Origin of the sequence: Nocardia sp. NPDC059229 (assembly GCF_042754165.1) — a bacterium.
In the GTDB taxonomy this organism is placed as follows: domain Bacteria; phylum Actinomycetota; class Actinomycetes; order Mycobacteriales; family Mycobacteriaceae; genus Nocardia.
Genome location: NZ_JBHZAK010000010.1, coordinates 89,029 through 114,577, shown reverse-complemented (window position 1 = coordinate 114,577; position 25,549 = coordinate 89,029). Strand labels below are relative to the sequence as shown.

General features: G+C 64.7%; 30 protein-coding genes and 1 pseudogene. 18 read left to right on the top strand and 13 right to left on the bottom strand.

Annotated features, from left to right (window positions below; genetic code table 11):
• Positions 1-183: 183 nt before the first annotated feature.
• From ACFXHE_RS23190 to ACFXHE_RS23180, 3 genes are all read right to left on the bottom strand, one after another.
• The gene (locus ACFXHE_RS23190) at positions 184-1,101 is read right to left on the bottom strand and encodes an NADP-dependent oxidoreductase (protein WP_379386108.1); all 918 of its coding nucleotides are present in this window, start codon (positions 1,099-1,101) and stop codon (positions 184-186) included.
• Positions 1,102-1,162: 61 nt separating this feature from the next.
• Positions 1,163-1,525 carry a hypothetical protein gene (locus ACFXHE_RS23185; RefSeq protein WP_379386106.1) on the bottom strand — a complete coding sequence of 121 codons (363 nt, stop codon included), beginning with the start codon at positions 1,523-1,525 and terminating at the stop codon, positions 1,163-1,165.
• 49 nt (positions 1,526-1,574) lie between these two features.
• Entirely contained in the window at positions 1,575-2,282 is a 708-nt protein-coding gene (locus ACFXHE_RS23180; RefSeq protein WP_379386104.1) for a TetR/AcrR family transcriptional regulator, read from the bottom strand.
• Positions 2,283-2,372: 90 nt separating this feature from the next.
• On the opposite strand from ACFXHE_RS23180, the gene ACFXHE_RS23175 reads away from it, so the two are divergent.
• From ACFXHE_RS23175 to ACFXHE_RS23165, 3 genes are all read left to right on the top strand, one after another.
• Positions 2,373-3,944 (top strand): succinic semialdehyde dehydrogenase, encoded by a 1,572-nt coding sequence (locus ACFXHE_RS23175; protein ID WP_379386102.1) that lies wholly within the window; start codon positions 2,373-2,375, stop codon positions 3,942-3,944.
• A 34-nt stretch (positions 3,945-3,978) separates the two neighbouring features.
• Positions 3,979-4,806, top strand: a complete 828-nt coding sequence (locus ACFXHE_RS23170; RefSeq protein ID WP_379386100.1) for an SDR family oxidoreductase — start codon at positions 3,979-3,981, stop codon at positions 4,804-4,806.
• A gap of 303 nt (positions 4,807-5,109) precedes the next feature.
• Entirely contained in the window at positions 5,110-5,913 is an 804-nt protein-coding gene (locus ACFXHE_RS23165) for a thioesterase family protein (RefSeq protein WP_379386099.1), read from the top strand.
• Between the two features lie 150 nt (positions 5,914-6,063).
• Here the strand turns inward: ACFXHE_RS23165 and ACFXHE_RS23160 are convergent, their stop codons facing one another.
• Entirely contained in the window at positions 6,064-6,483 is a 420-nt protein-coding gene (locus ACFXHE_RS23160; protein ID WP_379386097.1) for a DUF4442 domain-containing protein, read from the bottom strand.
• A gap of 878 nt (positions 6,484-7,361) precedes the next feature.
• Between ACFXHE_RS23160 and ACFXHE_RS23155 the strand changes: the two genes are divergently transcribed.
• The 4 genes from ACFXHE_RS23155 (at position 7,362) to ACFXHE_RS23140 (ending at position 10,603) form a co-directional block, all read left to right on the top strand.
• Positions 7,362-7,688: a helix-turn-helix domain-containing protein gene (locus ACFXHE_RS23155; RefSeq protein ID WP_379386095.1), complete on the top strand. Its 327-nt coding sequence runs from the start codon at positions 7,362-7,364 to the stop codon at positions 7,686-7,688.
• On the top strand, positions 7,685-8,350 hold the full coding sequence (locus tag ACFXHE_RS23150; RefSeq protein WP_379386093.1) for an ATP-dependent Clp protease proteolytic subunit: 666 nt from the start codon (positions 7,685-7,687) through the stop codon (positions 8,348-8,350). The genes ACFXHE_RS23155 and ACFXHE_RS23150 overlap by 4 nt, the downstream gene beginning before the upstream one ends.
• Positions 8,351-8,910: 560 nt before the next feature.
• Positions 8,911-9,825 carry an alpha/beta fold hydrolase gene (locus ACFXHE_RS23145; RefSeq protein ID WP_379386091.1) on the top strand — a complete coding sequence of 305 codons (915 nt, stop codon included), beginning with the start codon at positions 8,911-8,913 and terminating at the stop codon, positions 9,823-9,825.
• A gap of 40 nt (positions 9,826-9,865) precedes the next feature.
• A complete protein-coding gene (locus tag ACFXHE_RS23140) occupies positions 9,866-10,603 on the top strand; it encodes a MerR family transcriptional regulator (protein WP_379386089.1) in 738 nt (245 codons plus the stop codon).
• Positions 10,604-10,887: 284 nt separating this feature from the next.
• On the opposite strand, the gene ACFXHE_RS23135 is transcribed toward ACFXHE_RS23140, so the two are convergent.
• On the bottom strand, positions 10,888-11,286 hold the full coding sequence (locus ACFXHE_RS23135) for a VOC family protein (RefSeq protein ID WP_379386087.1): 399 nt from the start codon (positions 11,284-11,286) through the stop codon (positions 10,888-10,890).
• A 104-nt stretch (positions 11,287-11,390) separates the two neighbouring features.
• On the opposite strand from ACFXHE_RS23135, the gene ACFXHE_RS23130 reads away from it, so the two are divergent.
• The 3 genes from ACFXHE_RS23130 to ACFXHE_RS23120 all read left to right on the top strand — a co-directional run bounded on the left by ACFXHE_RS23130 (position 11,391) and on the right by ACFXHE_RS23120 (position 14,754).
• Positions 11,391-12,386, top strand: coding sequence for a helix-turn-helix transcriptional regulator (locus ACFXHE_RS23130; protein ID WP_379386085.1), 996 nt, complete (start codon positions 11,391-11,393; stop codon positions 12,384-12,386).
• Between the two features lie 484 nt (positions 12,387-12,870).
• Positions 12,871-14,016 carry a phosphoribosylaminoimidazolecarboxamide formyltransferase gene (locus ACFXHE_RS23125; RefSeq protein ID WP_379386083.1) on the top strand — a complete coding sequence of 382 codons (1,146 nt, stop codon included), beginning with the start codon at positions 12,871-12,873 and terminating at the stop codon, positions 14,014-14,016.
• Positions 14,017-14,523: 507 nt separating this feature from the next.
• Positions 14,524-14,754 (top strand): DUF6400 family protein, encoded by a 231-nt coding sequence (locus ACFXHE_RS23120; protein ID WP_379386081.1) that lies wholly within the window; start codon positions 14,524-14,526, stop codon positions 14,752-14,754.
• Between the two features lie 118 nt (positions 14,755-14,872).
• Here ACFXHE_RS23120 and ACFXHE_RS23115 read toward each other — a convergent pair whose 3' ends face one another.
• The gene (locus ACFXHE_RS23115) at positions 14,873-15,244 is read right to left on the bottom strand and encodes a transposase (RefSeq protein ID WP_379386079.1); all 372 of its coding nucleotides are present in this window, start codon (positions 15,242-15,244) and stop codon (positions 14,873-14,875) included.
• A gap of 412 nt (positions 15,245-15,656) precedes the next feature.
• Positions 15,657-16,043: a hypothetical protein gene (locus tag ACFXHE_RS23110; RefSeq protein ID WP_379386077.1), complete on the bottom strand. Its 387-nt coding sequence runs from the start codon at positions 16,041-16,043 to the stop codon at positions 15,657-15,659.
• A gap of 249 nt (positions 16,044-16,292) precedes the next feature.
• On the opposite strand from ACFXHE_RS23110, the gene ACFXHE_RS23105 reads away from it, so the two are divergent.
• A complete protein-coding gene (locus tag ACFXHE_RS23105; RefSeq protein ID WP_379386075.1) occupies positions 16,293-16,772 on the top strand; it encodes a hypothetical protein in 480 nt (159 codons plus the stop codon).
• A 2-nt stretch (positions 16,773-16,774) separates the two neighbouring features.
• On the opposite strand, the gene ACFXHE_RS23100 is transcribed toward ACFXHE_RS23105, so the two are convergent.
• Complete coding sequence (locus tag ACFXHE_RS23100) at positions 16,775-16,969, bottom strand: hypothetical protein (protein ID WP_379386432.1); 195 nt, start codon at positions 16,967-16,969, stop codon at positions 16,775-16,777.
• Between ACFXHE_RS23100 and ACFXHE_RS23095 the strand changes: the two are divergent.
• The 3 genes and pseudogenes from ACFXHE_RS23095 to ACFXHE_RS23085 all read left to right on the top strand — a co-directional run.
• A pseudogene (locus ACFXHE_RS23095) lies at positions 16,941-17,039 on the top strand (metallophosphoesterase); the annotation flags it as partial. The gene ACFXHE_RS23100 and the pseudogene ACFXHE_RS23095 overlap by 29 nt on opposite strands.
• Positions 17,040-17,122: 83 nt before the next feature.
• Entirely contained in the window at positions 17,123-17,944 is an 822-nt protein-coding gene (locus ACFXHE_RS23090; protein WP_379386430.1) for a serine/threonine protein phosphatase, read from the top strand.
• A gap of 474 nt (positions 17,945-18,418) precedes the next feature.
• Positions 18,419-19,879, top strand: a complete 1,461-nt coding sequence (locus ACFXHE_RS23085; protein ID WP_379386073.1) for a class I adenylate-forming enzyme family protein — start codon at positions 18,419-18,421, stop codon at positions 19,877-19,879.
• Here ACFXHE_RS23085 and ACFXHE_RS23080 read toward each other — a convergent pair.
• Positions 19,876-20,130 (bottom strand): acyl carrier protein, encoded by a 255-nt coding sequence (locus ACFXHE_RS23080; protein WP_379386071.1) that lies wholly within the window; start codon positions 20,128-20,130, stop codon positions 19,876-19,878. The genes ACFXHE_RS23085 and ACFXHE_RS23080 overlap by 4 nt on opposite strands.
• A gap of 81 nt (positions 20,131-20,211) precedes the next feature.
• Here ACFXHE_RS23080 and ACFXHE_RS23075 point away from each other — a divergent pair, with 81 nt between their 5' ends.
• Both ACFXHE_RS23075 and ACFXHE_RS23070 read left to right on the top strand, forming a co-directional pair.
• Positions 20,212-21,492, top strand: a complete 1,281-nt coding sequence (locus ACFXHE_RS23075; protein ID WP_379386070.1) for a hypothetical protein — start codon at positions 20,212-20,214, stop codon at positions 21,490-21,492.
• A gap of 192 nt (positions 21,493-21,684) precedes the next feature.
• Positions 21,685-22,014, top strand: a complete 330-nt coding sequence (locus tag ACFXHE_RS23070) for a hypothetical protein (protein ID WP_379386068.1) — start codon at positions 21,685-21,687, stop codon at positions 22,012-22,014.
• 212 nt (positions 22,015-22,226) lie between these two features.
• On the opposite strand, the gene ACFXHE_RS23065 is transcribed toward ACFXHE_RS23070, so the two are convergent.
• The 4 genes from ACFXHE_RS23065 to ACFXHE_RS23050 all read right to left on the bottom strand — a co-directional run bounded on the left by ACFXHE_RS23065 (position 22,227) and on the right by ACFXHE_RS23050 (position 24,094).
• Complete coding sequence (locus ACFXHE_RS23065; RefSeq protein ID WP_379386066.1) at positions 22,227-22,535, bottom strand: hypothetical protein; 309 nt, start codon at positions 22,533-22,535, stop codon at positions 22,227-22,229.
• A gap of 23 nt (positions 22,536-22,558) precedes the next feature.
• Positions 22,559-23,188 (bottom strand): LLM class flavin-dependent oxidoreductase, encoded by a 630-nt coding sequence (locus tag ACFXHE_RS23060; RefSeq protein ID WP_379386064.1) that lies wholly within the window; start codon positions 23,186-23,188, stop codon positions 22,559-22,561.
• A 224-nt stretch (positions 23,189-23,412) separates the two neighbouring features.
• On the bottom strand, positions 23,413-23,718 hold the full coding sequence (locus ACFXHE_RS23055) for a hypothetical protein (RefSeq protein WP_379386062.1): 306 nt from the start codon (positions 23,716-23,718) through the stop codon (positions 23,413-23,415).
• On the bottom strand, positions 23,705-24,094 hold the full coding sequence (locus ACFXHE_RS23050) for a hypothetical protein (RefSeq protein ID WP_379386060.1): 390 nt from the start codon (positions 24,092-24,094) through the stop codon (positions 23,705-23,707). The genes ACFXHE_RS23055 and ACFXHE_RS23050 overlap by 14 nt, the downstream gene beginning before the upstream one ends.
• A 191-nt stretch (positions 24,095-24,285) precedes the next feature.
• Between ACFXHE_RS23050 and ACFXHE_RS23045 the strand changes: the two genes are divergently transcribed.
• Positions 24,286-25,173, top strand: a complete 888-nt coding sequence (locus ACFXHE_RS23045; RefSeq protein WP_379386058.1) for a helix-turn-helix domain-containing protein — start codon at positions 24,286-24,288, stop codon at positions 25,171-25,173.
• Positions 25,163-25,372, top strand: a complete 210-nt coding sequence (locus ACFXHE_RS23040) for a DUF397 domain-containing protein (RefSeq protein ID WP_379386056.1) — start codon at positions 25,163-25,165, stop codon at positions 25,370-25,372. The genes ACFXHE_RS23045 and ACFXHE_RS23040 overlap by 11 nt, the downstream gene beginning before the upstream one ends.
• Positions 25,373-25,549 lie beyond the last annotated feature (177 nt).

Below are 25,549 nucleotides of genomic sequence, written 5' to 3'. Positions count from 1 at the left end.
CGCCTACGCCGAGGGAGTCGGCGAGGTAATTGTGCCGAGTCTTGCCCATTTGGAGTACGGACCTTCCAGCGCTGGTCAAGATCGCCGACGTGATCTGCGCCGATACCCGCAACCAGTACACGGTCCCCATGGATGCGATGGGCGAGGCCGACGATCCGATGTCGATTGTGATCGGCGAGTGGTTCACGGCTGGAGGATCATTCGGCCGGGGAGGCCGCCGGCGGCTTTGGCGCTGAAGGCTTTCACCGCTTCTTCGAGGGGATAGACGGCGCCGACCTGGGGGCGGAGGTGGCCCTCGTCGATGAGGCGGGCGAGTTCGGTCAGTTGGGCGCGGTTGGATTCCTGGACGAAGACGACCTTGCGGATGTCGTCGCGGTCGGTGGGGAATTCGGCGGCTGCCTTGATGGTGACGAGGGTTCCGTTGGGGCCGAGCAGGATCGATGAACCGGTGAGGACGTCGCCGCCGATCGTGTCGACCACCAGGTCGGCCTGGCCTGCGGCGTCGGCCAGTTGCTCGGTGTCCAGGGCGAGGTAGCGGTCGGCACCGAGTTCGAGTGCCAGGGAACGGGAGTGCTCGCGGCCGGTACCGATAACGTGCGCACCCGCCCAGTGCGCGACCTGGACGGCCATCGAGCCGACTGCGCCGCCCGCGCCGTGGATGACGACGGTCTGGCCCTTTTCGAGGTGTCCGTGGTCGAACAGGGATTGCCAGGCGGTGAGCCCGGCACGCGGGACCGCCGCTGCCTGGATGTGGTCGAGGGTGCGGGGTTTGCGTGCGATATTGCGGGCTTCGACGGCGACGTACTCGGCGGCCGCGCCGTTGCGGAGCTGGTCGGTGAGGCCGAAAACCTCGTCACCGACGGCGAATCCGGCGGTGCCGTAGCCGAGCGTGGCGATCACACCCGAGACCTCGTTGCCGGGAATGACCGAGTCCCGGGGATGGCCGGCGCGACAGTTCCAGATGGGCCAGTCCAGTTCGTTGTGCGTGATACCGCACGCCTCGACCTTGATCAGGACGTCGCAGAGGCCGGGTTTCGCGTCGGGGACATCCTCGTAGACCAGTCCGTCGATGCCGGGCTCGCGGGTGCGAATAGCCTTCATCCTCAGCTCTTTTCGTTGTACGAACGAATCGACGATAGGACGGGCGGATGCACGGTGGCGGCTAATTTCCTGGGAATTCGATGGCCGGATCCTGATCCGATCCGAGCAGGAAGTGGCCCAGGAACACGACGTCCTCGTCGAGCGCGTCGAACTGGGCGATGCGCACCGCCTCCGGCTCGAAGAACACATCGCCCGGCTGCAGCACGACCAGCGGTTCGCCCTCGATCCGGTAGGCCACCGAGCCGGACACGATGCTGCCCACCACGGGACCATTGTGCGTGTGCAGGCCGGCCGCCGTGCCCGCGGGCATGGAGATGCGGCGGGTCTGGATGCGGTCGGTGTGCTTGGCGGGCGTCACAGTGACGTCCTGGACGATGGTGCGGGTGACGGCCGAGAAGGATTGGGGCGGCGTGGTTTCCGGCATGTGCCGAGCCTAGCCCGGGACGTCGCCGATGGCTAACCTGCTGGACCGGTTAGTCCTGGGTGGATTCGAACAACCCCGGAATGGTGAGCGCGTATTCGACATCCGCGCGCGTGCCGAGCATGGTGAGCACCCCGCGGATCATGGTCAGCCGGGCCGCATCGATGGTGGCCTGATCGGGTTCGCCGTGCGGTGCGTCCGCGGAAATGCGGTAGACGACGAATTCGCAGGTCTGCAGCGCGGTATCGAGGTCGAGATCGGTGGGGGCCGGCCGCCCCAGGCCGGTGATCTTGGTGCGCACCAGGACCCGGATGTCGTCGATGGCCTGCTCGCGATAGGCCGACACCGGCGAGCCCGGATCGTGCAGTTCGGCGAACAGCGGCGCCAGCATCCGGCCGTGACCGCCCGCCCAGTGCAGATACGCCTCGATCATATTGATGCCGAGATCGACCGGTTGCTCGCTGCGTTCCAGTGCGGACCGGATGCCGCCGACCAGGTCCTCGTTGGAGACCGTGAGCACCGCGTGCAGCGGCTCGACGGCATTGGCGAAATAGCGGTAGAAGGTGGGCCGCGCCAGCCCGGCCTTCTCGATGATCCGCGCCACGCTCAGCCCGCGCGAACCCTGTTCGGCGAACACCTCGGCGGTAGCCAGCACGATGCGGGCGCGCACCTGGTCGGCCTGTTTCTCCGTCTGCGGCGGGCGGCCGCGGCGGGCCGGAGTGCCCTTGCCCGCCGGAGGGCTTGACATGGTGTGCGTCACGTCCATTAATCTAACACCAGTGTTCGTGTAACACCGATGTTCAGTTAATAATGGGTTCCACCCGCACCCGACTCCTCGAGAGGGCGACCAATGACGACTGCCCCGCAGCTCGCCGCCGCCGATGCGCTGCCTTTTGACCTGGTCCAGCGCCTGCTCGGCCACGCCGTCGCGGGCGGTGCGCCCTCGGTGGAGGTGTTCGCGCCCGCCACCGGCGCCAAGATCACCGACCTGCCGCAGTCCTCGGTCACCGATATCGAGGCGGCCTTCGCCACCGCGCGCGCCGCGCAGCAGGAATGGGCGACCGTGCCGGTCGGGGAGCGGGCCGCACTGCTGGGCCGCATCCACGACCTGGTGCTGGCCGAGCAGGACACCATCCTCGACATCATCCAGCTCGAGACCGGCAAGTCCCGGGTGCACGCCTTCGACGAGGTCTCCGACGTCGCGGTGAACACCCGCTACTACGCGGCCGAGGGCAAATCGATTCTGGCGCACCGCAAGCCGCGCGGCGTCATGCCGGTCCTCACCCAGGTGGAGGTGCGCAACCGGCCCAAGGGCGTGGTCGCGGTCATCTCGCCGTGGAACTACCCGCTCGCGCTGGGCGCCTCCGACGCGCTGCCCGCGCTGCTGGCCGGCAATGCCGTCATCGGGCGGCCGGACAACCAGACCGCGCTGACCCTGCTCTGGGCCATCGACATCGCCGAGCGCGCCGGTCTGCCCAAGGGCCTGTGGCAGGCGGTGCTCGGGCGGGGCGCGGTGGTCGGCACCGAGGTCATCGCGCGCGCCGACTACGTCGACTACACCGGATCCAGCGCCACCGGGCGCACCATCGCCCAGCAGGCGGGGGAGCGGCTCATCGGGTATTCGCTCGAGCTCGGCGGCAAGAACCCGCTGCTGGTGCTCGCGGACGCCGACGTCTCGGCCGCTGCCAAGATCGCGGTGCGGGCCTGCTTCGCCTCGGCCGGGCAGCTGTGCGAATCGATCGAGCGAATCTACGTGCACGACACGGTGTACGACCAGTTCGTCACCGAATTCGTATCCCACACAAAGAAACTGGACCTCGGCAAGACCCTCGACTACAGCTACGAGATCGGGTCGCTGACCTTCCCGCGCCAGATCGACACCGTCAGCAAGCACGTCGACGACGCAGTCGCCAAGGGCGCCACGGTCCTCGCCGGTGGCAAGGCGCGGCCGGACCTCGGCCCCTACTTCTACGAGCCCACCATTCTCGCGGGCGTGCGTGACGGCATGACCGTCTACCGCGAGGAAACCTTCGGACCGGTCGTATCGGTCTATCGCGTGTTCAGCGACGACGAAGCCGTCGCCCAGGCCAACGACACCGCCTACGGCCTCAATGCCAGTGTGTGGAGCCGCGATACCGCCCACGGCCGCGACGTCGCAGCGCGGGTGCGCGCCGGATCGGTGAACGTGAACGAGGGCTTCATCGCCGCGTGGGGCTCGGTGGCCGCGCCCTCGGGCGGGCTCGGCATCTCCGGCACCGGCCGCCGGCACGGGCCCGAGGGCCTGCTGAAGTACATCGACACCCAGACCATCGCGGTGCAGCGGGTGCTGCCCATCGCGCCGCTGCCGGGCATGTCGGAACAGCTGTGGGCCAAGACGATGACGCTCTACCTGGGCGTCATGAAGACACTGCGGCAGAAGTGATTCCGCAGTTCATTCGACAGGGGTACAGAGGGGTATGAAGACCGTAGCGGGCAAGAAGGTCCTGGTCACCGGGGCAGCCATGGGCCTGGGCAAGTCGTTCGCGCAGCGCGCGGTGGCCGAGCATGCCGCCGATGTGGTGCTGTGGGACGTCAACGAGAAGGCGCTGAAGGAGACCGCGGCCGAGCTGGCGGCGCTGGGCGGCAGCCGGATTCACCACTACGTGGTGGACGTGTCCGACCGCGACGCCATCGCCGAGGCGGGCGCTGCCGTGCGCGCCGAGGTCGGCGGAATCGACGTGCTGGTCAACAATGCGGGCATCGTGCGCGGCAACGGCTACTTCTGGGAGACCGGCAACCGCGCCGACATCGACAAGACCATGGCGATCAATTCGCTTGCGCCCATGTACATCACGCTCGAATTCCTGCCCGCCATGGTGGCGAACAAGGGTGTCGAGGGCCGTGTCCTGAACATCGCCTCCTCCGCCGGGCTCGTGGCCAACCCCCGCATGAGCGTCTACGCGGCCTCCAAGTGGGCGGCGCTGGGCTGGTCGGACTCGGTGCGCCTGGAGCTCGAGCAGTCCGGCAACGAGCACGTGAAGTTCACGACGGTCTGCCCGACCTACATCAACACCGGAATGTTCGACGGCGCCAAGGGCTTCTGGTTCACCCCGATCCTGGACCAGGAGGAGGTCGTCGACACCTCCTGGACCGAGATGAAGAAGGGCTCCGCCCTGGTAGTCCTACCCTGGACCTCCCGCCTCAACCGCGCCATCTCCGGCCTCCTCCCGCTCAAGGTCCGCGACTTCTACCTCAACACGGTGGGCGTCTACCACTCCATGGACGAATTCACCGGCCGCAAATAGCAATTCGAGCCGGATCGGCTCAAAGTAGGCGAGTCGATCCAGCCGGGGCCGGTGCCGCAGAATCGCGGCACCGGCCCGGGCCGTTTCCTGGCCGGGAAGGCCGAAAGCGGGGCGAGCGGACCCACTGTTGTCGCCGGTTCGACGTCCCACACCGCTTCGGTAGGCGCGCAGGGCGCCCTGGCCAACGCACCATGTTGCCGAATTTCGTGCGTTCGACTAGAGCCGGATGATCTTCTGGGGGGCCATGAAACGTGTTCTAATCGATGCGTTTTGACGAGTCGGAAACAGAGGGGGCCGATCGCGGTGGTTTCGTTCTTCGTGGCGCGAGACGGGCGGTACCGAGCGCATGGCTTCGGGGTCAGTCAGTGGTCTTCGAAGCAGGTGAACGGGCCGGCGGTGTGTGGACTGTTGGCGCGTCAGCTTGAAACGCATTGCCCTGCGGAGGGCTTCATACCCGCGCGGCTGACAGTCGATATGCTGCGGCCGGTACTCAACGAACCGATCGCGGTGAGCAGCGCCGTCATCCGCGAGGGCACGCGGGTGATCGTCGCCGATGCCTCCATCGTGCAGCAGGGCGAGCTCCGTGCGCGGGCGAGTGCGGTCTTCCTCGCTTCAGCTTCCGCGGCACCGGGTGAGATGTGGCAGCCGCAGGCGTCATTGCCCGCACCGCAGGCTCAGCTGACATCGCCGGATGGTGAGCCGCCGTTGCTCAAGTGCGGCGAGTCGGAGTGGACCGACAACTTGACCGCAGGCCGGAACGCAGACCGTAAAGTGCTGTGGCAGAATCTTATTCCCTTGGTCGAGGGCGAACCGATCTCCCCGTTTCAGCGAGCAGCTGCTATGGGGGACGCCACGAACTTCGTCTGCCATTGGGGATCTGCGGGGATCGGCTACATCAATACCGACATGACCTTGACGCTGTCGCGGTTGCCCGAAGGCCCCGAGCTCGGGCTTCAGGCTCAGGATCAGGTCACCGGCGACGGTATCGCGGTGGGAACCGCAACGCTCTACGATCGCGTCGGCCGGTTGGGCACCTGTGTGGTGACTGCCGTCGCAGATGCTCGTCGGCCAATGTCGGTCGCACGCCACGCGTCGGCCGCAAACTGATCAACCAACATCCCCATCTCGCACCGCGCTGATCAGACCGGCCAGCACGGCACGGCCGACGATGAGACCGACTGCGGCACAGAAACATCCGCTACTGTCGAGTGCCGGACGTTGTGGGTCGGCATTGAAGATGGTGGGGCCATATTGTGGTCACTGGTTGACGCGACGTACGTACAGCTGCTGGGTGGCTCGGGCAACTAGAACACCTTGATCGGAAACGATGTCGGTGGTGTGAGTTGTGATCGACTTTCCGCCATCGCTCGTGGCGTCACGGATCACCGCGACATGATCAGATGGGAGCGACATGGAGGCGGTCACCATCTCACGGCCGGGCGCGATGAACTCGATGCTTGCAGCGCTCGTCCAAACGCGATAGCCGCGCCCGAGCTGACCGCGGGCCATGATCCCGAAGAACGGATCTGTCATCGAGTACAAGGTGCCACCGAATGCGGACCGGTTAGGGTTCCAGTTCCATGGACGAACTCTGTGGGTAGCACGCACAGAGGTCCAGTCGTCCGCGATATGAGCGACGCGCACACCAGCGAACAAGAGTGGCGGATACGCGCTCATAATCAGCCGAAGTACCTTAGGGCTGGGCAATTCTCGTGTGCCTCGGCTCCCAGCGATGGAATCGGACGCTTGACGCTCTGCTGAGGCGGACATCACTTCACCTGTCTACATTCGGTATCAGATTCGTTGCGGCTCATCCTTTCGGACGCAGCTATGCGGGGCAACATCCGCTCCTGCCGCTGGTCGCGCTGGCCGCACCGGCCGACGCGAACAGATAGATGCCGCCACGCCAGGAGATCACGGTCCACCACAGATTGCGGGTGTCCCAAAGTGCCGCAAGAATTTCCCCGACCACGGCCAGAGCGAGTACACCGGCAAGTCCGCCCAGCACTGACGGCAACACTATCCGTACACGGGCCGGATAACCCGTACACCAGCCCCGCCGGGCCGATAGACGTCCGGAGTAACCGCTCCCCGGCATGCACTCAATTGCCGCTTCCGTGCAGACCGAGCCGACCAGTGCGGGCAGGCGAAAGTCAACTGGCCCTGCCGATCCGAGGACAGCGGAATGTCCGCAACTGCCGCAGGCCGTGCATCATCATGGGCGGCAACGTGCGTCCTCCCCGCGGAGTCTCGCGAAGGTACTAGAAGTGAACCTGCCGGTGGGTGTTTGCTACCGCGGTGACGGAAGATACTCCGAGGACGCCGGGAAATCCACACGCCGCGGTATCGCGCCGCGGCGGACCATGGCAGTGATCGATCCCAGTCTCAGCGCACCACCGAGTCCATCTGCACCGAATCCCGTCCCTCGCCGATGACCGCGTTGGAAGGCGCGGCGGTGCTGATCGTGGATTTCGTCGGATCCTTCTTGTTGGTGCAGCTGACGCACTTCGGTTCAGGAACTGGCGTTATATCTAATGTGAGATATCGTTGTAGGTATGAGCGAGGAGGTGAGCCAGTCGCCGGGTGAGGAGCCTCTCCCGGTGCTGCCCGGGTTCCGGGAGATGGCGCTGCGCAGGATGTCGGCGGATCGTGCGCGGCTGATTGCTGAACTGGTGGAGCGGCGGCGGGCGGCGGGGTTGTCGCAGACCGAAGTTGCTGCCCGTATGGGTACGTCGCAGTCGGCGGTGGCGCGGTTGGAGACGGAGAACGTCGATGTGCGGACTTCGACGCTGCAGCGGTACGCCGCTGCGGTCGACAGCCGCATCACGTTGCAAGTGACGAGTACGAGAGCTGAATCGAATCGGATCGGAGAACAGCCTTGAGAATCGAGACGAGCACACCCACTTCTCAGTGGCAGCCCTGGCCGTCGGAGTTTCCGAACTACTACCCGGCGAAACGTGAACAACCGCAGCCTGTTCCGGCCCCGCCGCCCTCGACGCAGGTGTGGATCGATCCTCGCCCCGACGGACCGGCGGAAGCGTTGCTCATGCAGCGGACGGTTATCGCGCGTGGGCATTTGGACGCGGCGGCTGCCACCGAGTTGTGCGCTCGGTTGCTGACGTTGGACGCTGAGAGCGCCCGACCGATCCGGCTCGAAATGTACGGGCTGGAAGCGGATCTGCTCGACGCCAGCACTGTTACCGATGTGCTGGACGTGCTTCGCGCGCCCGTGAGCGCCTACGTGAGCGGCACGCTCGGCGGTGCAGCGCTGGGAGTGCTCGCATCATGCGAGCATCGCTACGCCTACCGAAGTGCCCAGTTCGTGTTGCGGGAGCCATCGGTACGTCTGGAGGGCGGGCTCAGTCGTGTCGAACCGCGACTCGAACACGCGCGAGCCATGTTCGACACATTGCTCGCTCGACTTGCGGAACTCACCGGTCGCGACACAGACCAGATCCGTCGCGACCTCGAACAGCAACGGACACTCACCACCTCCGCCGCTGTCGAGTACGGGTTGATCGAGGGCCCCGCAACCCGCGAATAATCGCGCTGAACGCACAAGCCGGCCTGCTTCCCGATCCGAACGAGCATCCACCAAGATCAGCGGGTGCTCGTTCGCCGTCGGCAGGACCACGGAAATGGAACTGAGCGTCTCCGACGAGCGGACAAATCAGTTTGCGGGCAGTCGCCCCCGGACGCTGGTCAGAGGGTGACGCGGCGCGCAGTCCGAACGCGCAAATCGCCCCTCTGGCAAGGCTGCCCATCGCACGAGGCCATCTCGGCCGTGGAACGCAGCATCATGCCGACCACAGGCGGGTCCCCGCGGATCCGAGCGATCTCGGCGGCTGTAGCGGCGGGGCCGGTGCAGGTTGCCGGTTCTGCGTCCGGAGTCGTGACGAACAGGTACCCCGGCATCGGCAAACGCTCGGACAATGGTCGGTGCGTCACCACGAACAAATCATCGGCACAGATCAGCGGCACTACCAAACGTCCTATGCCGCAGTGCTCTTCGCAGATCTGGCACTCGTTTCCCACTCCGCGACAGCCCGAGGGTGACAGGGAAGGCTTGACCCTGACGCTGCGTCGGGGTTGCACCCTTGCCTTATGACGGAGAACATCGCTTCCGCAGCTCGGCCCGCTCCGCCGATCGGGGAGTTTCAGGAGGTCGACGGCCGCCGCGTTTTCGTGCATCGGTTGGGTAGTGGCGGGCCGGCCGTCGTGTTCCTGCCGGGTGCGGGCGCGGTCGGTCTGGACTATTTCGCTGTGCAGCAAGGGGTTTCGCAGTTCTGCACCGCGGTGGTGTACGACCGTGGCGGCAGCGGGTACAGCGATCCGGTCCCGCTGCCGCGCACCGCCGCCGCGGTCGTGACGGAACTACACGAGTTGCTGCACGCCCAGGACCTCGCAGCCCCGTACGTCCTGGTCGCGCACTCCCTCGGCGGCGCCTACGCGCATCGGTTCACGCAGTTGTACCCGCAGGAGGTGGCCGGGCTGGTCTGGTTGGATGGCTTCCACCGCGACTGGGAGGATTTCATGCCCGCTGCGGCGAGCCCGGCTGCCGGCCGGCAGCCGGCGCCCGGTCCCGAGCAGATCCGGCAGATGCGCCCAGCCCTGCACGAGATGTTCGCCGGACTGGTGGCGGACTACCCGCAACACATGCGGCAGCCGCTGATCGAAGCCCATGTCAGCGACGAATGGCTCCGGGTCGGCATCGCCGAGCGGGGCAGCTTGGTTTCCCTCGCCGACGAACTGCGTGCCGGGCCGGACATTCCCGACGTACCGGTGGTCGCGCTCACCGCCGAGGGCACCGACCCCGGCCCGCAGGCGTCGATGCCGGAGCAGACGATACGTGCGATACACGAGGGCATGAGGAGGATGGCCACGGCCGTGGTGAGCACGGTGTCGTTCGGGGAACATCGCGTCGTCTCCGATGTCGGCCACCAGCAGCTGTGCTTCACACGCCCCGATGTCGTGGTCCAGGCGATCCACGACGTCGTCGACCGGGTGGCTCGCGCCTAAACTCGGCTTGGCCATGTTTCCCGAAGACCGGAGGCATACGGTGCTCACGATCGGCCAGCTCGCGGCGACCGCCCGCGTGACCGTGCGCACCGTCCGCCACTACCACCAGGCCGGCCTGTTGCCCGAGCCTGAGCGCGATGCCTCCGGCTATCGCCGCTACAGCGCGCAGGCGGCGGTAGATCTCGTCCGGATCAGGACTCTTGCCGATGCCGGAGTGCCGCTGGCCCGCATCGACGCGCTGCTGCACGCACAACCAACCGAATTCGCAGCTGCCATCACCGATATCGACACCGCACTGCAGACCAAGATCGAGCAGCTCACCGAGCATCGCCGCCGCATCGCCGAATTGGCAAGCGGCGAAGAGCTTGTCCTGCACCCCGAGATGGTCGCCATACTGAACCGGCTTCGCAGTCTCGGAGTCAGCGAACGGACCGTCCGACTCGAACGCGACTGGTCGATCCTGATGCAGGCGTCGGACCCGCATGCGGTGCCGCAGTGGATACGGGACAAGAACGCCGGCTTCGACGACCCCGACAAGATGCGCCTGTATCTCGCATGTGATGAATCAGTCGACTGGGATCCGCACGATCCGCGCGTGGATCGGCTCATCAACGACCTGGAAACATGGGAGATCGAACACGAAGGCAACAGCAGCCGGCCAGAGAATCCGACGCCGGTCTTTTCCCTGATCCTCAGGGAGTCACCGGCATGGCATCGAATCGTGGATACGCTCGCCCGCCGTGCCGAGCGGCGCCGAACCGCCATGCCCGACAGCTGACCGCACGCCCCTGGTGTCACTGGTCGTGCTGCGATATGTCGGTTGGGCCGACCATCCCGACCCGCCGACATATCGAACTTCATCCTCCGCAAATTTCGAATCACCTTTGCTCACAAGCAATTACGGCTAAGGAGTGGATCCTGGCCATCGCTCAGCACCATCACTGAACGCACGACCGCTATGCCGCATAGTGCGCGGCCCGAGCCGGGCCAGCGCGGGCCTGTGGAAGATCGATGGGCCGAGCACTTCACAGGTGCCCGCATGCACATGCCGACGAGCGGATGTCAGCGGGCAAATTTTGCGACGGCCTGCGCGGTGACCGGGGTGAAGAGGTTGATCAGGTTGCCGTCGGGGTCGCGAAGCAGCAATGACCGATTCCCCCACGGCATCGTCGTGGGCTCGTTGACGAAATCGTCGACCGTGTTCCGCAATCGCTGGTAGTCGGCATCGACGTCGGGGACCAGGAACTCGATGATCGCGGTGTGGTTGTCGGCTGGGCGCGCGCTGCCGGCCGCGAACAACGCGACGGTGCGGGTGCTTCCGATCGCGAGTGTGCCGGCCGGTGTGACGATCTCAGCGAAATCCGGTGTAGCCCAGGTGGCTTCGACACCGGTCAGGTGCTGATAGAAGCCGACCAGCCGTTGGATGTCGCCGGTGATCAAACGGATCGAGACGAGATTCATTGCGTACTCCTGTTGTTGGTTGGGGCGGAGGTTGCGCCGCCCGCAGGCCACGTTAGAGCCGATACCGGACAGTTTCCGCCCGGTATAGATGCGAGAATTTCCTGATGACGCGCCCCACCGCCCGAGTGCTGGCCCTCCTCGAGCTGTTGCAGGCCGGCGGCACCCATACCGTCGGCGAACTCGCCGGACGGCTGGGCGTCGATGAACGCACCGTCAGGCGATACGTCACCCATCTCACAGACCTGGAGATCCCCGTTCGATCGGTGCGGGGCCGCTACGGGGGATACCGGCTCGCCCCGGGATACCGAATGCCGCCGCTGATGCTGACCGATGACGAAGCGGTGGCTGTGTTGCTCGGACTCCTCACCAGCCGCGGCGTCGGTCAATCGACAACAGCCGCCCACGCGGCCGACAGCGTGACGGCCAAACTCCGTCGCGTTCTGCCCCCACGTCTGACGGCCCGGCTGGACGCACTGATCAACACTGCCGAATTCACCGCCGACGCCCGCTCGGAGGTTGCTGTCGAGACAGCGGTCCTTCTCCGGCTCGCCGAGGCCACCCGCGAGCGCCGACCGGTCGCGATCGGTTACACCGACCGGAACGGGCGCCGCAGTGAGCGGACCGTACACCCATACGGGCTCGTCGCCCACTCCGGCCGGTGGTACCTGACGGGGATGGACAGCAACAGTGACGAACTACGTCAGTTCCGGCTCGACCGCATCACGGCGGTGACAACACTGCCCGGAACGTTCACTCCGCCAGCGGGATTCGAGCCGACCGCGCATCTGCTGTCCGCACTTGCCACGGCGCCCTATCGGTACGAGGTATCGATCCGAGTTCAGGGCACCCTCGCCCAGGTCCGCCCACTGCTCCCCGCGGCGATCGCGACCGTGCACGAGATCGACTCACCACCCCCTGACACCCACCCGTGGGTCCGGGTCAGAATCCGAGCCGAACAACTCGACTGGATTCCCCCCGTCCTGGCCGGCCTGAACCGCCCGTTCGTCATCGAACACCCCGACGCACTCAACGACGCCGTGCGCGCCCTGGCCCGCCGGCTCACCGCAGCCGCAGACGGTCGAACCGAAGCCCACCGGTAGACCCGTGTCGCCATACAGCGCGAACGTACGGGAAATACCGCCACCCGCGCTGTTCGACCGGCCGGCGTGCGGCGTCGGAAGCCCAACGGCCCGAGCGCCGTACGGCAGCCGGCAGTGCACGCAAATGCCGAGTTTCGGACGACCGGTGCAATCCCGCCAATCCGCTGTAGAACAGTGGTTTCGCGCCAATTCCTCAGCTGTAGTGCGCGTTTAGAACGGTTTTGGGTTGGCCGCTCGTGCGCGTATGGCAGCGTGCTCTTCTCCCCGCTGGTCGTGTGGTTAGAACCGGCTGCGGGGCCTGCCGTGCGAGCGCACACATGCCGAAATCCTGTGCGTCTTGCTCCGTCTGGATGTTCGATCTGTCATGGGTTAGCGTGTGGTCGATCGCGACTGGCGTTGCGTGGGCCGACCACGAGGAAGCGCAGTATCGGAGTGTCGTACGCCTGGGTGCTCCCCATCTCGAGACGAGAGACGGGGTATGGCAATGGACTTGCGCTACGGCATGAATCCACATCAAAACGCGCGGGTATCGGCTGGTGGTGACCATATTCGAGTGGTGCACGGTGCAGCGTCGATGATCAACTACCTCGATGCGCTCAACGCCTGGCAATTGGTCGCCGAGGCCAGTCGCGCCACAGGCAAGGCGGCTGCGGCATCGTTCAAGCACGTGTCCCCGGCCGGTGCCGCGCTCGCCGGAGACCTCGATGAAACCATGCGTGACAGTTGGGGATTGGGCGACAGCTCGCTCGGCCCGATCACGGCGGCCTATGTGCGGGCGCGCGACGCCGATCCTCGTTCGTCCTACGGCGACATGATCGCGGTGTCCGAACCGGTTGATCACGAACTCGCCGAACTGTTGGCCTCCGTCGTCTCCGATGGCATCATCGCGCCGGGTTATGCCCCTGGAACCGTAGCGGCACTGGGCCGCAAGAAGGGTGGGCGATTCGTTGTATTCGAGATCGATCCCGCATTCCAGCCACCCAGGTCGGAGGTTCGAACTGTCTTCGGCGTCAGCTTCGAACAGGACCGCGATCATTTGCCGATCACCGAAGATCTGCTGCATGTGGCTGTCGGCGACCCGATCAGCCGCAACGCGACGATCGATGCACTGCTGGGCATGGTGACCGCCCGGTACACCCAGTCCAATTCCGTCGTTTACGTCCGGGACGGCATGACTATCGGTGTCGGTGCCGGACAGCAGTCGCGAATCGACTGCACATTGCTCGCCGGAAGTAAGGCACGCACCTGGTGGACGCGGCGACACCCCGCCGTTCAACAGATGCCACTGCCTGCGACGATGGCGCGTCAGCAACGGTTGAATCGGCAGATCTCCACCGCCGCAGGCACTCTCACTTCCGAACAATCCCGTGAGCTCGTCTCGAGCCTCACCCGATCCCACAGGTTCCTGGAAAAGGCCGAACGGGTCAGCTGGGCCCGTCAGCTCGCGGGCGTCTCACTGGTCTCCGACGGGTATCTCCCGTTCCGGGACAACATCGACGTTGCTGCCGACCACGGGGTTGAGCTCGTCATCGAGCCGGGCGGTGCTCTCCAATCAAACGTCATCGCCGATGCTTGCCGCGAACACCGCATCACCCTCGCCCGCACCGACGTTCGACTCTTCCACCACTGAATCGCGGCTACTGCCGAGGCCCATCGATCGCAATCATCCGCTCGTGCCGCACACCGCGCTGGCCGAACCGGCCAGCGCGAGCGCTCCGAAGATCAACGGGCTGAGATCATCTCACCCGACTGGGCCCGCCAGCAGTGCACGGAAATGCCGAATATCGAGCGCTCGTCACCGGCCGCAGATGTCGTATGGCCCAGTTAGGGTTCGATCGGTGCGGGGGTTTCGCGGCGGAGTAAATAGCATCAGGGCGGCCGGCAACAGCACCCGGGCGCCACCGACGGCCATTGGCGGTTCCGCTCTGTTGGCGGTGTGGCGTCGCCACGCCCGATTTCAGCGGCGGACGTGTCGTGGCGATTACGTGGACGCATTTACACCGCGGTCCAGTCCGCGGACGGGCATCAAATGTGACGAAGTCCAACCGTGAAACGTGATGCAGGTCATTGCCCGAGACGGCGTGGTTGGGCATCGTCGTCAATTCATTTTTGGAAATAACCTGGTTGGAGATGCCAAATGGCCGACCACAATTTTGCCTACGACCTCACGCTGGACGAGGTTCGACGGCGCAGCGCCGTCCTCGCGGCGCTCGGTGACGACTGGGATCCGGTCGCGGTGCTCGCCGAGGAAGAACTGGCGTACAACATGCTGTACTCGAATCTCGACGATGAGCAGCAGCGGATCTACGACGAACTCGTCCGGGCCGGGATCCTGCCGGATCGCGCGATGCGCCCTATCGCCGACTGATCTCACCGCCGAGCACGAACCACGACCGGTGTTCGGCTCGTTGCCTCCAGCGAGTGGTGACCTGGCCGCTCCGGCTCTCGGCTGAGTTTCGTGAGCAGCGGATGCACAGTGTTGGCGACTACTCGGCGATTAGGTTGGCCGAACCCCGAGACCGCGCGCGACGTCGAGCTCGACAGCTCACTGCGGTCGACCGGGTCGGTTTACAGCCATTGCCAGTAGCGAAGACCCGCACCTTCGCCGAGAGTTTCGCGGGCACGTCCAGGACGGATTCACCATCGTGGACCAGGCGATGCGCGAGGTGGCGGCCGATGCCGTTGCATCCCTCTACCGCCCACAAGAGTTCGGTGAATTGCTGTGCGGCGGTTAGCATTTCGGTATAGCCGACGGTGTCGGTGGCGTATCTGCCAACGGCCAGGACGTGGCCTGCCGAGTCGATGATCTCGATGGTGGCCGAACGTTTGTGCGGATCCATCCCGATGATGACGGTCACCGGCGTCCCTCTTTCTGCCTCGCAGTGTGTGGTGTCCGTGCGAGGAGGGCACCGCTACTTAGAGCCGGGCAGACCCCTTCCCAGCCACTCCCGCACGGCACCCGGCGGGAGGCAAGCTATCGCAAGCCAATACGCGTTCGGCACCAATCCCGAGCAACGTACGCTCATGCCTGAGTTTCGGACGACCGGTGCAATCCCGCGCAATCCGCTGTAGAACAGCAGTTTCGCGCCAATTCCTCAGCTGTAGTGCACGTTTAGAACGGTTGGGTTGGCCGTTCATACGCGTGCTCTTCTGCCGCGAGCCGCGCGGTTTTGAGTGGCCTGAGTGTTCATCGAAAGACCAAGGCCTGAGGTCATCTCGAGTCGCTGGTTATGCGCCGTTGCCGACCTTGGCAGATAGCGGGCGGGTATATCAGCGCCACCGACGCTTCGGGCCCCATCCGACAGAGAGCAGGGAGCCGAGCGTGACCGTCTGCGTGTACACCTGACCCCACACGGTGTCCGGGCTGGTGATCGACCAGACGATGCTATTGCCGGCAAGGACCAAGCCGAGGGCGATGAACACGGCGATTTTCCCGCGCATCGTCAATCGTTTCCGCGGGGCAGTCGGCGCAGCCGCGTCCAAAAGGATCACAGAAGCGGTACCGAACAGGGCCAGGGCGTAGAAACCAGTCACGATGTTGTCGTTCACGTTCTCGCTGATTGCCAACCTGGTCATTGCCCTGAGGTACAGGCCGACAACGATAAGGGTGGCAACCAACTTGATCTGTGAATACCGCTTCTGCCGTGCCGATGCCACAACCGATCCCGCCCCTAATGTGCTCACAGCAGGAGCTTGCAAGCGCGATGGCCGCAGGGCTCGGCCAGTAATTCACGCCCAGCCGCTGCCCGCGTTGAGCGGTCGGCACGAGCCCCGAAGGATCAACGGGCAGAGCACTTCCCGCCTCCCACAGCGCTCGCTCATGCCGAGGATCGGGCATCTGAAGGCGCGGCCCGAAGCTAGAGTCAAAGACCTAAGCCTCTGCGATGGAAGGCCGGTGTCTGGCCAATGGTCACGGCAATCTTGTCGAGTGCCGCGTTTGCCTTGGCGCTCGTCAGCTTCTTGTTGAACTACCGAAGCGCGAGAGCCTCCGACCGGCGCGCGCGGATGCCGGTCCTGGTCTTCGTCTACGACGAGGAATCTGGGTGGCTCCTGAAGAACGTGGGCAATGGACCCGCGTTGAACGTCGAGGTCGCCCAGAAGATCGTCCGAGGGGAACGGGCTGGGACTTGGGTTGCTCCGGTACGTGTCCCTCCGATCGCCCGCGACAAGCAGGCTGTACTTTCCTGGCTCGGTCACGACAACGATCATGGCTTGGGTGCTGTTTACGAGGACTTCCTCGGCGTGGATGCGGGCGGGCTCGGCCGTACTTACACAGTCACATCCGGCAATGACCGCAATACCGTGCGCCCTGGCCGGCACCTACCGATGTGGACGGATTCGGAGATCACTGCGCAGTGGAAGGCATTGCCAGCCAACGAGCATTAGGTTCATCGGCTCATGCCGCTGACCGCGCTGGCCGGACAGGCCGGCTCGGGGTGGCTGGCGGCGAGACTGGCTGCGGCCCAGAGATATCCGTTACTGCCGAATGCCGTGCGGTTCACAGCCGCGATATTCCTTTGCTCGCCGAACCGATCCGCGGCTACCGTCGGCCGGATGCGGCGCACCGTCATCATCGGCGACATCCACGGCTGCTTCGATGAGCTACTCGAGCTACTCGAGAAGGTTGAACTCACCGAAGACGACCTCCTCGTCAGCGTCGGTGACCTGGTCGACCGCGGCCCGAAACCACACGAGGTGGTCAGTTTTTTCGTGAACGCCCGAACTCGGTCGTGGTCATGGGCAACCACGAACGCAAACACGTCCGCGGGATCTTCTCCTACGCCCAGGAAATCACCCGACTGCAGACCGGCGATGGTTATGCCGACATGGTCGATTGGATGCGGACGCTTCCGTACTACTTCGAAAACGACCATGTCCGCGTCGTCCATGCCGGTATGGTGCCCGGCATGCCGCTCGCCGGCCAGCGTGCGGAGGTCCTTTGCGGTTCCACTCGCGGTGAGCGCGAACTCAGCGCTCTGTTCCCGGGCAGCGTCTGGCACGACCACTACACCGATGCCAAGCCAATCGTGTTCGGACACCACGTAACCGGCAACGAGCCACTGATTCGCGGCAACCGGATCTTGGGCCTGGACACCGGGGCCTGCCACGGCGGAACCCTGACCGCACTCAGCCTGCCGGACTTCACGATTCACTCGGTGCCGGCGCATACCGATCACTGGTTACAAGTCAGGCGCCAATGGCAGCTGCCAGTCCTGAAAACCAAACCGTGGGCCGACTACACCTGGCCGGAACTCAGCGAGGCAACCGCACGATTCTCCTCGACACCCGATGCCGCCACCCACGCCTGGCTGACAGCGGTCGAGGAATGGGCAGCCGAGGTCCAGTCAGCGTTCCCCGCTCTTGTCGCCGCCGCCCACCACACGGTCGACGGACTCGACACCGATCAGCTACGACAGCATCCCGCCGCAGTGTTCCTGTTCCAAGCCCGCCACGACAGGCTTGATCTGCAAAGCCTGACCCGGCAATGCATCACTCCGCGCAGAACGATAAACCTCGCAACCGCACTGGATTTCGACATGCCCGAACTACCCCGATAGTCGAAACACCCGGGTCATTTCGGCTCGACTACTGTACAGCCGCAGCGCATTTCCATGCCGTTGGTTGCCCGACCGCAGGGTCTGCCATGCCGAGTTGAGTGCCTGTTTGCTTCGTTTGCTTCCCGGCGCCGAGCTCGAGAGCACTCGGACCCTTGGTCTTCGACGATCGATAGCGCGGTGTCGTCACCGGAGAAGAACTCGTCGCGGACACGGAAATCGATTGTGGCAGGCTCGAATTGAGTGGCCATCGCCTGGACTTGAACTGAGCCTCCTTGTCTCGCTAGCCCTTTTGGCGGGGGCATCCGGCTTTTCAAATGGCGACCACGATAAAGGCTCGGTCTGAAACTGACAGAAGCTTTGATGTTCGATCCCGGCGTGTTCCACCTGACTTGCTGGCATGATCGCTGACGGCTTGTAGATGGCGCATCCCACTTCTATCCTTACGGGCAGGGGGGCGGACCCCGCGGAGTAGAGATGATCTACGACAATCTGCTAGCGCTGACAGCGCGGGCACCGAGCACCAGCGGATTGCGGCAGGGCGAGGCATTTACGCCCTACGCGGCTTTGGTCGAGCGGATCGGCCGGCTCGCCGCCGGCTTCATCGACCGTGGCATCGGGCGCGGTGATCCCGTTGCCCTGCTGATTCCGAACTCGCCCGATCTTTTCGTGACCGCCCACGCGCTGTTCGCCATCGGCGCCATCGCGATGCCTCTGGGCGAGACGGCCACGCGAGCCGAACTTGCCGCACTCGCGCAAAAGACCGGACCCAGCGCAGTCATCTCGACTCCCGGTCTTGCCGCTGTTGCCGAGACGCTGATCGCAGATGCAGCCCCCGGCATTCCCTTGCTCTTGACGAGCGCCCTTCCGGAAGGAAGCGCAACCGCCCAGCTGCCGAAGCTGGGAGGCGACACAACGGCGCTCTACCTCTTCTCGTCCGGCTCGACCGGGTTGCCCAAGGTGGTGCCGCACACCCATGCCGAGCTCGTCGCTGATGGTGAACGGGCCAGCACAGCCTGGGAAATTCAGCCCGACGATATCGTCGTGGACATTCTGCCGGGCAACTTCTCGTTGGGCTTCTTACTGGGCGCTACGCAAACCGTCGCCGGCGGTGCAACGACGCTCTATTGGAGCGATCGCCTGCCGCTGGCGCTTTCGCGCAAGAAGCTGCTCGACACCATGGTCCGCGAGCACGTCACCGTCATGGGCGCCGTTCCGGCAATGTACGAAATCGTCACCGGTCAGACCGGCAATTTCGACCTCAGGATGCGCCTGGCCTTCTCGGGCGGCGTCGCACTGAAACGGCCGATCTTCGAAGCGGTGCGCGAGCGCCTTGGTACCCCACTTCGTCAGGATTACGGCTCGACCGAAGCGAGCATGTTCTCGCACAACAACTCCGCCGATCTCGACGCGAGCTGGGCATCGGTGGGCAAGCCCGCGGGCGACGCCAGCGTCCGCATCGTCCCGTTCGACACCGAATTCGGCCCATCCGTTGGCGAGATGGAAATCAGATCGTCCTCGCTCATGCAGGGCTATCTCGGCGATGCCGTGGCCAATGCCGAGGCGTTCGATGAGGGCTGGTTCAGGACCGGCGATCTTGCCTCGCTCGATGAAGAAGGTCGCATCTTCATCCGTGGACGCAGCAAGCTGCTGATCGAGGTATCCGGCTACAAGATCGACCCCATCGAGGTGGAGGAGACGCTCATGGCCTTGCCTGCTGTCGCCGAAGCCGCAGTGGCGGGTCTCCCTGACTCGCGCAACGGCAATCGGCTGATCGCGTTTGTCGTCAAAGGGGCGGAGGTGTCGGCCGATGAGTTGATCCGCTATGCCCGGGAAAGGCTGTCGGTTCAGAAGGTCCCGGACGAGATCGCGTTCATCGACGCACTGCCGCGGAGCGCGGCCGGCAAGGTGCTCCGCGCGCGGCTGCGCGAGCTCTAGGCGGGCTGAGCCGCTCGCTGCGAAACATAGGCCGCTATGTTCGCAGGCGATTCGAACAGCTCCGGCCGTATCTCCGTGTCCGGGATGCTGATCTTGAATCGCTCCTCGAGGAAATACACCAGCTTTACCAAACTGATCGAGTCCAGCAGGCCTGCCTCGAGCAAAGGGGTCTCGCGATCGACCGGCGCACCGCCGGTTTCGGCCACCATGGCGGAGATATACTCGACTATCGGTCGTTCGATATCGTTCATCACTCGAGCCCCTTATGTAGTCGGCATGCTAGCCAATTTCATCGCGACCTGGAATGGTATTCGAAAACGTGGGAGGAAAGCTTGGGCGAAACACGCCCGCTGGGCGAAAAGGAACAACTGCTCAGCCATTTGCATGTCCATGGCGGGCTGATCACCATGCAGGTGCTGCATGTGCGCGGCCACCTCGATCCGGCGCTGGTGAAGCGCGCGCTCGCCTGGCTACAGACCCAGCACCCTATCCTTCGCGCTCATATCCGCTACGGCAAGCTGGTCTGGCGGCACATGCCGTTCTTCGCCTATCGCCAGCCCTGGTTCGACACCGAGGGCACAACGGAGATCCCGTTGAAGGTGCTCGACGACACCGACCCAGACGCTTGGCGCACGGTTTTCGCCTCTGACATCCGCACACCGATCCCGAAGGGCAACCATCCGCGTGTGCGGATAACGCTGGTGCGGCAGTCGCCCGACGCCGACCTCAACCACATCGTCATTTGCGCCGATCACGCGGTGCTCGACGCCCAGTCCGCCAACATGTTCGCTCGCCAGCTTCTCGAATTCCTCGCCGATCCAGCCGCGGCGCAACTGGAATACCCGCTCCACACCACCCTGTCCCCGCCGATCGAGGCCGGCCTGCCCAACAAGTCCGGCAGTGGCAAGAAGACCACCTATACGCCGGCCATTCGGCTGCCCAAGCAGGCGGTACCCGACCGGAAGAAAGAAACGCGAGTACTGGCACGTCACCTCGAGCCCGTCGTGACGGCAACGCTCATGGATGCCATCAAAGCCAACAGAACGACGCCTCACGGTGCGGTAACGGCAGCCTTCCTGCTTGCCATGCGCGAGCGGTACCAGCTCGATGCCATGACCGTGTTGACCACGGTCGACCTTCGTCGCCTCAGTAGACTCGGGCAGGCGCACGAGACCTTCGGTTGCTACGTCGACATCCTGCGTACCGAGCACCCGATAACCGACGACTTCTGGGCAACCGCCCGTGACGCCTCGTTCAAGCTGATCGCCGCGCTGGCCAAGGACCACGAGTCCGCCTCGATCATGAAGTTTCCCGGATGGGAAGTGTATCGGTACGAAGCCGGCCCAGGGCTCCGGAACAACCGGCGCCTCGACGGACTTGCTGTGACCACAACAGGCGAGTCCGGCCTTCAGGCCAGCTACGGCGCCTACACGCTCGAGGACGTCACCAGGGCCGTTTCGCTCGACATGTTCGGCCCGTCATTGTTCGTGATCGCCAACGAGCGGCTCGGTGGCCTCGACCTCAGCGTCGGGTACTCGGCGCTTGCGATGAGCGACGATGAGGTATGCCGGCTCACCGACAACGCGGTGGCCCGGCTCGAGCTGGCTGGATAAAACGCGACGCCGATCGCAGCACGCCCCGCGTCGTGGACAAGGTCCCGGAGACCGACCTGGCCGGCCGCCGAGTCGTCCTCTGGCGCGGGGCGGATTCGAGTCCTTCGAGTGTGCCCTCGCTGATGAGGTCGTTCGCTGGTCGATGCGATCGAAACCGTGCCGTCCGCGGACCGCGGTGGTGGGATGGGTGCTATGACCTTCCCTCGGCGGGCCGGGCCGGTCGTGATCCTCGCCTTGCTGGCGCTCGTGGCCGGGTGTGGGCCGGACAACGATGCCTATGTCGCCCTGCAGAACGCCATGAAGGAGAACATCACCGCCAAGGACCACCGGCCGGTGCAGTCGGTGTCGTGCACACCGCATGTCCACGACACGATGCGTGAAGAGACCGCGCATCTGAAATGCGTCGTGGTGTTCACCGATGGCTCGTCGTATACCGCCAATGCGGTGATCCAGAACCAGAATTCCGGCGGCAGGCACAACATGCCGGATGCCTACAGCTGGGACCGTCCTCCCTCGCAGTGAGGTGCCCGCACAGCTGCTTCGACTTGGCTCTGGCAACGGCTCCGTGGCGACAGGCAGAGATAACCAGATGGAACACAAGTCCGTGAGCGCTGAAGCCCTGGTTGCTGTTGCCGCACTGTGGATGCCGGAGAACCCCGAGGTTCTCACCTGGTTCCGCTCGGCCCTCGATACTGTCTACGTCGCCCTGGACAAGGACGATCTTGAAACCGGATTCAACGAGGGTTTCGGGTCCGCCAACCCGACGAACGTGTTACCGAGATCGCCCGCAGTGCGGGCAGCGCCTCTGCCAGCGTTTCGAGTTGACGTCGGGTATCGAGCGAGCCGATGCGCAGGACCAGATGCTCGGCGCCCGCCTCGAGGTAGCGGCCCAGCCAGTCGACGCATTCCTCGGGTGAACCACCGAAATAGGCTTGGACCGTTGCCATTTCGTCGAGTGAGCGCCGATAGTAACGGCGCACGTACCCGTCGAGCTCAGCGCGCGCCTTCGCTGGGTCCGGATCGAGGTTGATCGTCGCGTACATACCGGGCGCGATCGGACGGTCCGTCAGATCACGGATGGCAGCCCACGCTCGAGCGTACGCGTCCGCACTGGGCAAGAACGGCAGCCAGCCGTCGTAGGTCCGGGCCACTCGACGCAACACGTGAGGGGTGTCGCCAACCACACCGGCGGCCCCGCAGCGCTTGCCGCAGGCAACGCAGCCGACAAGTCGTCTAACTTCCAGTAACGGCCGTCGAAACGGTCGGCACCGGACCAGCTTGCGCGCCAAATCGCCACCGTCTCATCCAATCTCCCTACCCGCTCGTCGAACGAGATCCCGAGGGCCGAGAATTCGTCTCGGCTCTCGGGCAGCGGGAATCCAGCGCCGACACCGAGTACGAGCCTGTCTTCGCTGAGCTGATCCACGGTCGCGGCAGTGTGCGCACCGAGCAGGGGGTGGCGCAGGGTCGCGGTCCACGCGGCCGTACCGAACTGCACACGGGACGTCGTCGCGGCGACCGCGGCAAGCAGCGGCAGCGGATCGACACGGGTCCGCGCCAATGGCGAGTCTCCGATCCATACGGAATCGAATCCTGCGTTTTCGGCAGCTACCGCCAGCTTCACCAGGCCCGCGGCATCGTGAGCACCGGTCATGGCAGTCTCGCGGCTGGGCAGTAATACGCCGATTCGAATCATACCGACGATCCTCGGCGGTGACCGGTCAGGCGGCAATTACCTTGCAGGTAACGGCATGCGAGATCGAGTGACGAGATCCCTTGTCGCAGACCGCCACCGCTAGTGCGGATGAACGCATGCATCAACTCGCCCGGCGGTAAGTCCGATTGCGCCATCCTGATTAGTGCTTCGCCGCGGTCTGCCGTCATCGAGAGTGCCGAAGTCGCTCGTCGGTGTCCGGGGCTTCAGTTCGCGGGCACGGTGTGGCGGGCGATGACGTCGTCGATCGGTCGGCCGGCGGCATCGTGGCTCGCGGGTTCGGTGCCGTCGAGGATGGTGTCGAGAATGGCGGCGCGGTCGAGTGTGGCTGGGAGGCGGTGGGATTCGCGGGCGCTGACGATGACCGCGTGCAGCAGGGTTGCGTAGACGCGGGAGCGGGGCACGGTCAGGCGCCAACCGTGGCGTTCGCGGTCGCGCAGACGGGTTTCGATGGTGTCGAGGACGTCCTGGATGACCTGGATCTCGATCAGGTCCGGATCATCGCAGGGCATGGCGACCGCCGAAAAGCAGTGTACTGTAGCCGAATACGGCGGCCCGTAGCAGGGTGAACAGGGATCTGTGCGCGGTCGGCGGTGTTCGCACCGCACGGGGGTCGAGGACCATGCGCCCGGATGCGACCAGGGCGGTGCGCGCCCGCCAACGCATCGCACAGGTGTCGACTCCGCATTGGAGATGCAGTTGCATCGCGATATGTGCTTGTGCGGCAGTCAGTTCGCCGGAATCGGAGTAGCACGACCACAGCCCGCGCACCGAATACCCGGCCGTGGCGCTCTCGTTCGATGGAGGCTCGGGGTCGGCGGCTTGTCGCTTCTCTCGTTCGATGCGGTCGATGATCGCCTGCACAGACCACGGGTTGATGCTGGACATTGTCACCTACCTGTGTGCCGTTGTTGGAGCCCAAGCACACCACCGAGGACGTTTCTGAAAACGTGGAATCTGAATATTCAGATTAGGTAGTCTGAAATCCCAAGGCGGGATGCGGATCCACCGCGATGCAGCATTCAGATTCTGTTGGCGTATGTATTCACTTTTCAGGGGGAGCATCGATGGCAGAGGATGTGTCGCCGACCCTGTTGCGGCGGCAACTGGGTAGGTTTCTGCGGGAACGGCGTCAGGCGACCGGGCTGACCCTCGAACAGGCTGCGGTCCAGGTTCAGCTCAGCTTCAACGCATTACAACGACTCGAGGCCGGTCGCACGGTCAAGCCGCGACGGCAGGACGTGCGGGAGCTGTGCATGCTCTACGAGGTGGATGCCGACGAGACCGAGCAGGCGGTCGGTCTGGCGTTCCGCGCGGCGACTGCCAAGGACGAGGACGGGATCTTCTCCCTCGGCGGGCTTTTCAGTGATGCGTTCAACATGTATGTCGGCATGGAGCGTTCCGCCCGCCGTCTGGTCACCTACCAGGAACAGATACCCGGACTGCTGCAAACTTCCGACTACGCGCGTGCGGTGTTCCGCGCCTTCCCGGGCTTCGGGAACGATGAAGACATCCAGCGGCGCATCGATATTCGGTTGAAGCGCCAGGTGATCGTGACCCGCAAAGCCAATCCGCTGGCGGTCGAGGTGTTGCTGAACGAAGCGGCGCTGCGCCGGGTCGTGGGTGGCAAGCGTGTGATGGCCGCACAGCTCAAGCATCTCGCCGACCTGAGCACCAGATCGAACGTGACCCTGCGGGTCCAACCATATGCGGCCGGGTACACCTGGGGTTTCCAGCACGGCCCGTTCGTGCTGTTGGACTTCGGCACCGCCGCCAGGAACAACCAGGTCGAGCCACCGGTCGTCTACGTCGAGGGTCGGCTGACCAGCGATCTGTACGTGGAGAGGCTCGAGGATGTCCAGCGATACAGTGAGTTGGCCGACGCCATTCGGGCCGAAACGCTGGATGAAGTGCGAACGCGAGACCTGGTCCGCCAGATAGCAAGGGAGTTCGATCGTGAACGGTGACCTGTCCGGGGCACGCTGGTTCAAGAGCAGCCGCAGCGAAACCGGTTCCCAATGTGTGGAGGTCGCGTTCCTCGATTCGGGCATGGTTGGGATCCGTGACTCCAAGAACCCGACCGGCCCAGCGCTTGTGTTCGCCCCCAGCGAGTGGGATGCCTTCACCGCGGGTGTGGTGGCCGGGGAACTCGACTCTCCCGCCTGATCCGGGCCGGCCGGATCCAGTCCTCAGGCAGGATCGTTGGCTCGGTGGCGGGATAGCGCGATGAGCTCTGGGCGCGACGGAGATCTGGTAGCGGATTGATATGGCCCGCGCGGGAAAGCTCGCGCGGGCCATGGTCGTTCATGAATGATTAACACTGCCTGTGGTTGGCTCGATAGC

Excerpts from the sequence above, each read along its gene's own strand:
- ACFXHE_RS23190 (WP_379386108.1), bottom strand. The coding sequence starts at position 1,101 with ATGAAGGCTATTCGCACCCGCGAGCCCGGCATCGACGGACTGGTCTAC.
- ACFXHE_RS23185 (WP_379386106.1), bottom strand. The coding sequence starts at position 1,525 with ATGCCGGAAACCACGCCGCCCCAATCCTTCTCGGCCGTCACCCGCACC.
- ACFXHE_RS23175 (WP_379386102.1), top strand. The coding sequence starts at position 2,373 with ATGACGACTGCCCCGCAGCTCGCCGCCGCCGATGCGCTGCCTTTTGAC.
- ACFXHE_RS23170 (WP_379386100.1), top strand. The coding sequence starts at position 3,979 with ATGAAGACCGTAGCGGGCAAGAAGGTCCTGGTCACCGGGGCAGCCATG.
- ACFXHE_RS23160 (WP_379386097.1), bottom strand. The coding sequence starts at position 6,483 with ATGAGCGCGTATCCGCCACTCTTGTTCGCTGGTGTGCGCGTCGCTCAT.
- ACFXHE_RS23155 (WP_379386095.1), top strand. The coding sequence starts at position 7,362 with ATGAGCGAGGAGGTGAGCCAGTCGCCGGGTGAGGAGCCTCTCCCGGTG.
- ACFXHE_RS23145 (WP_379386091.1), top strand. The coding sequence starts at position 8,911 with ATGACGGAGAACATCGCTTCCGCAGCTCGGCCCGCTCCGCCGATCGGG.
- ACFXHE_RS23135 (WP_379386087.1), bottom strand. The coding sequence starts at position 11,286 with ATGAATCTCGTCTCGATCCGTTTGATCACCGGCGACATCCAACGGCTG.
- ACFXHE_RS23130 (WP_379386085.1), top strand. The coding sequence starts at position 11,391 with ATGACGCGCCCCACCGCCCGAGTGCTGGCCCTCCTCGAGCTGTTGCAG.
- ACFXHE_RS23125 (WP_379386083.1), top strand. The coding sequence starts at position 12,871 with ATGGACTTGCGCTACGGCATGAATCCACATCAAAACGCGCGGGTATCG.
- ACFXHE_RS23120 (WP_379386081.1), top strand. The coding sequence starts at position 14,524 with ATGGCCGACCACAATTTTGCCTACGACCTCACGCTGGACGAGGTTCGA.
- ACFXHE_RS23105 (WP_379386075.1), top strand. The coding sequence starts at position 16,293 with ATGGTCACGGCAATCTTGTCGAGTGCCGCGTTTGCCTTGGCGCTCGTC.
- ACFXHE_RS23100 (WP_379386432.1), bottom strand. The coding sequence starts at position 16,969 with ATGTCGCCGATGATGACGGTGCGCCGCATCCGGCCGACGGTAGCCGCG.
- ACFXHE_RS23090 (WP_379386430.1), top strand. The coding sequence starts at position 17,123 with ATGGGCAACCACGAACGCAAACACGTCCGCGGGATCTTCTCCTACGCC.
- ACFXHE_RS23085 (WP_379386073.1), top strand. The coding sequence starts at position 18,419 with ATGATCTACGACAATCTGCTAGCGCTGACAGCGCGGGCACCGAGCACC.
- ACFXHE_RS23080 (WP_379386071.1), bottom strand. The coding sequence starts at position 20,130 with ATGAACGATATCGAACGACCGATAGTCGAGTATATCTCCGCCATGGTG.
- ACFXHE_RS23070 (WP_379386068.1), top strand. The coding sequence starts at position 21,685 with ATGACCTTCCCTCGGCGGGCCGGGCCGGTCGTGATCCTCGCCTTGCTG.
- ACFXHE_RS23065 (WP_379386066.1), bottom strand. The coding sequence starts at position 22,535 with ATGTACGCGACGATCAACCTCGATCCGGACCCAGCGAAGGCGCGCGCT.
- ACFXHE_RS23060 (WP_379386064.1), bottom strand. The coding sequence starts at position 23,188 with ATGATTCGAATCGGCGTATTACTGCCCAGCCGCGAGACTGCCATGACC.
- ACFXHE_RS23055 (WP_379386062.1), bottom strand. The coding sequence starts at position 23,718 with ATGCCCTGCGATGATCCGGACCTGATCGAGATCCAGGTCATCCAGGAC.
- ACFXHE_RS23050 (WP_379386060.1), bottom strand. The coding sequence starts at position 24,094 with ATGTCCAGCATCAACCCGTGGTCTGTGCAGGCGATCATCGACCGCATC.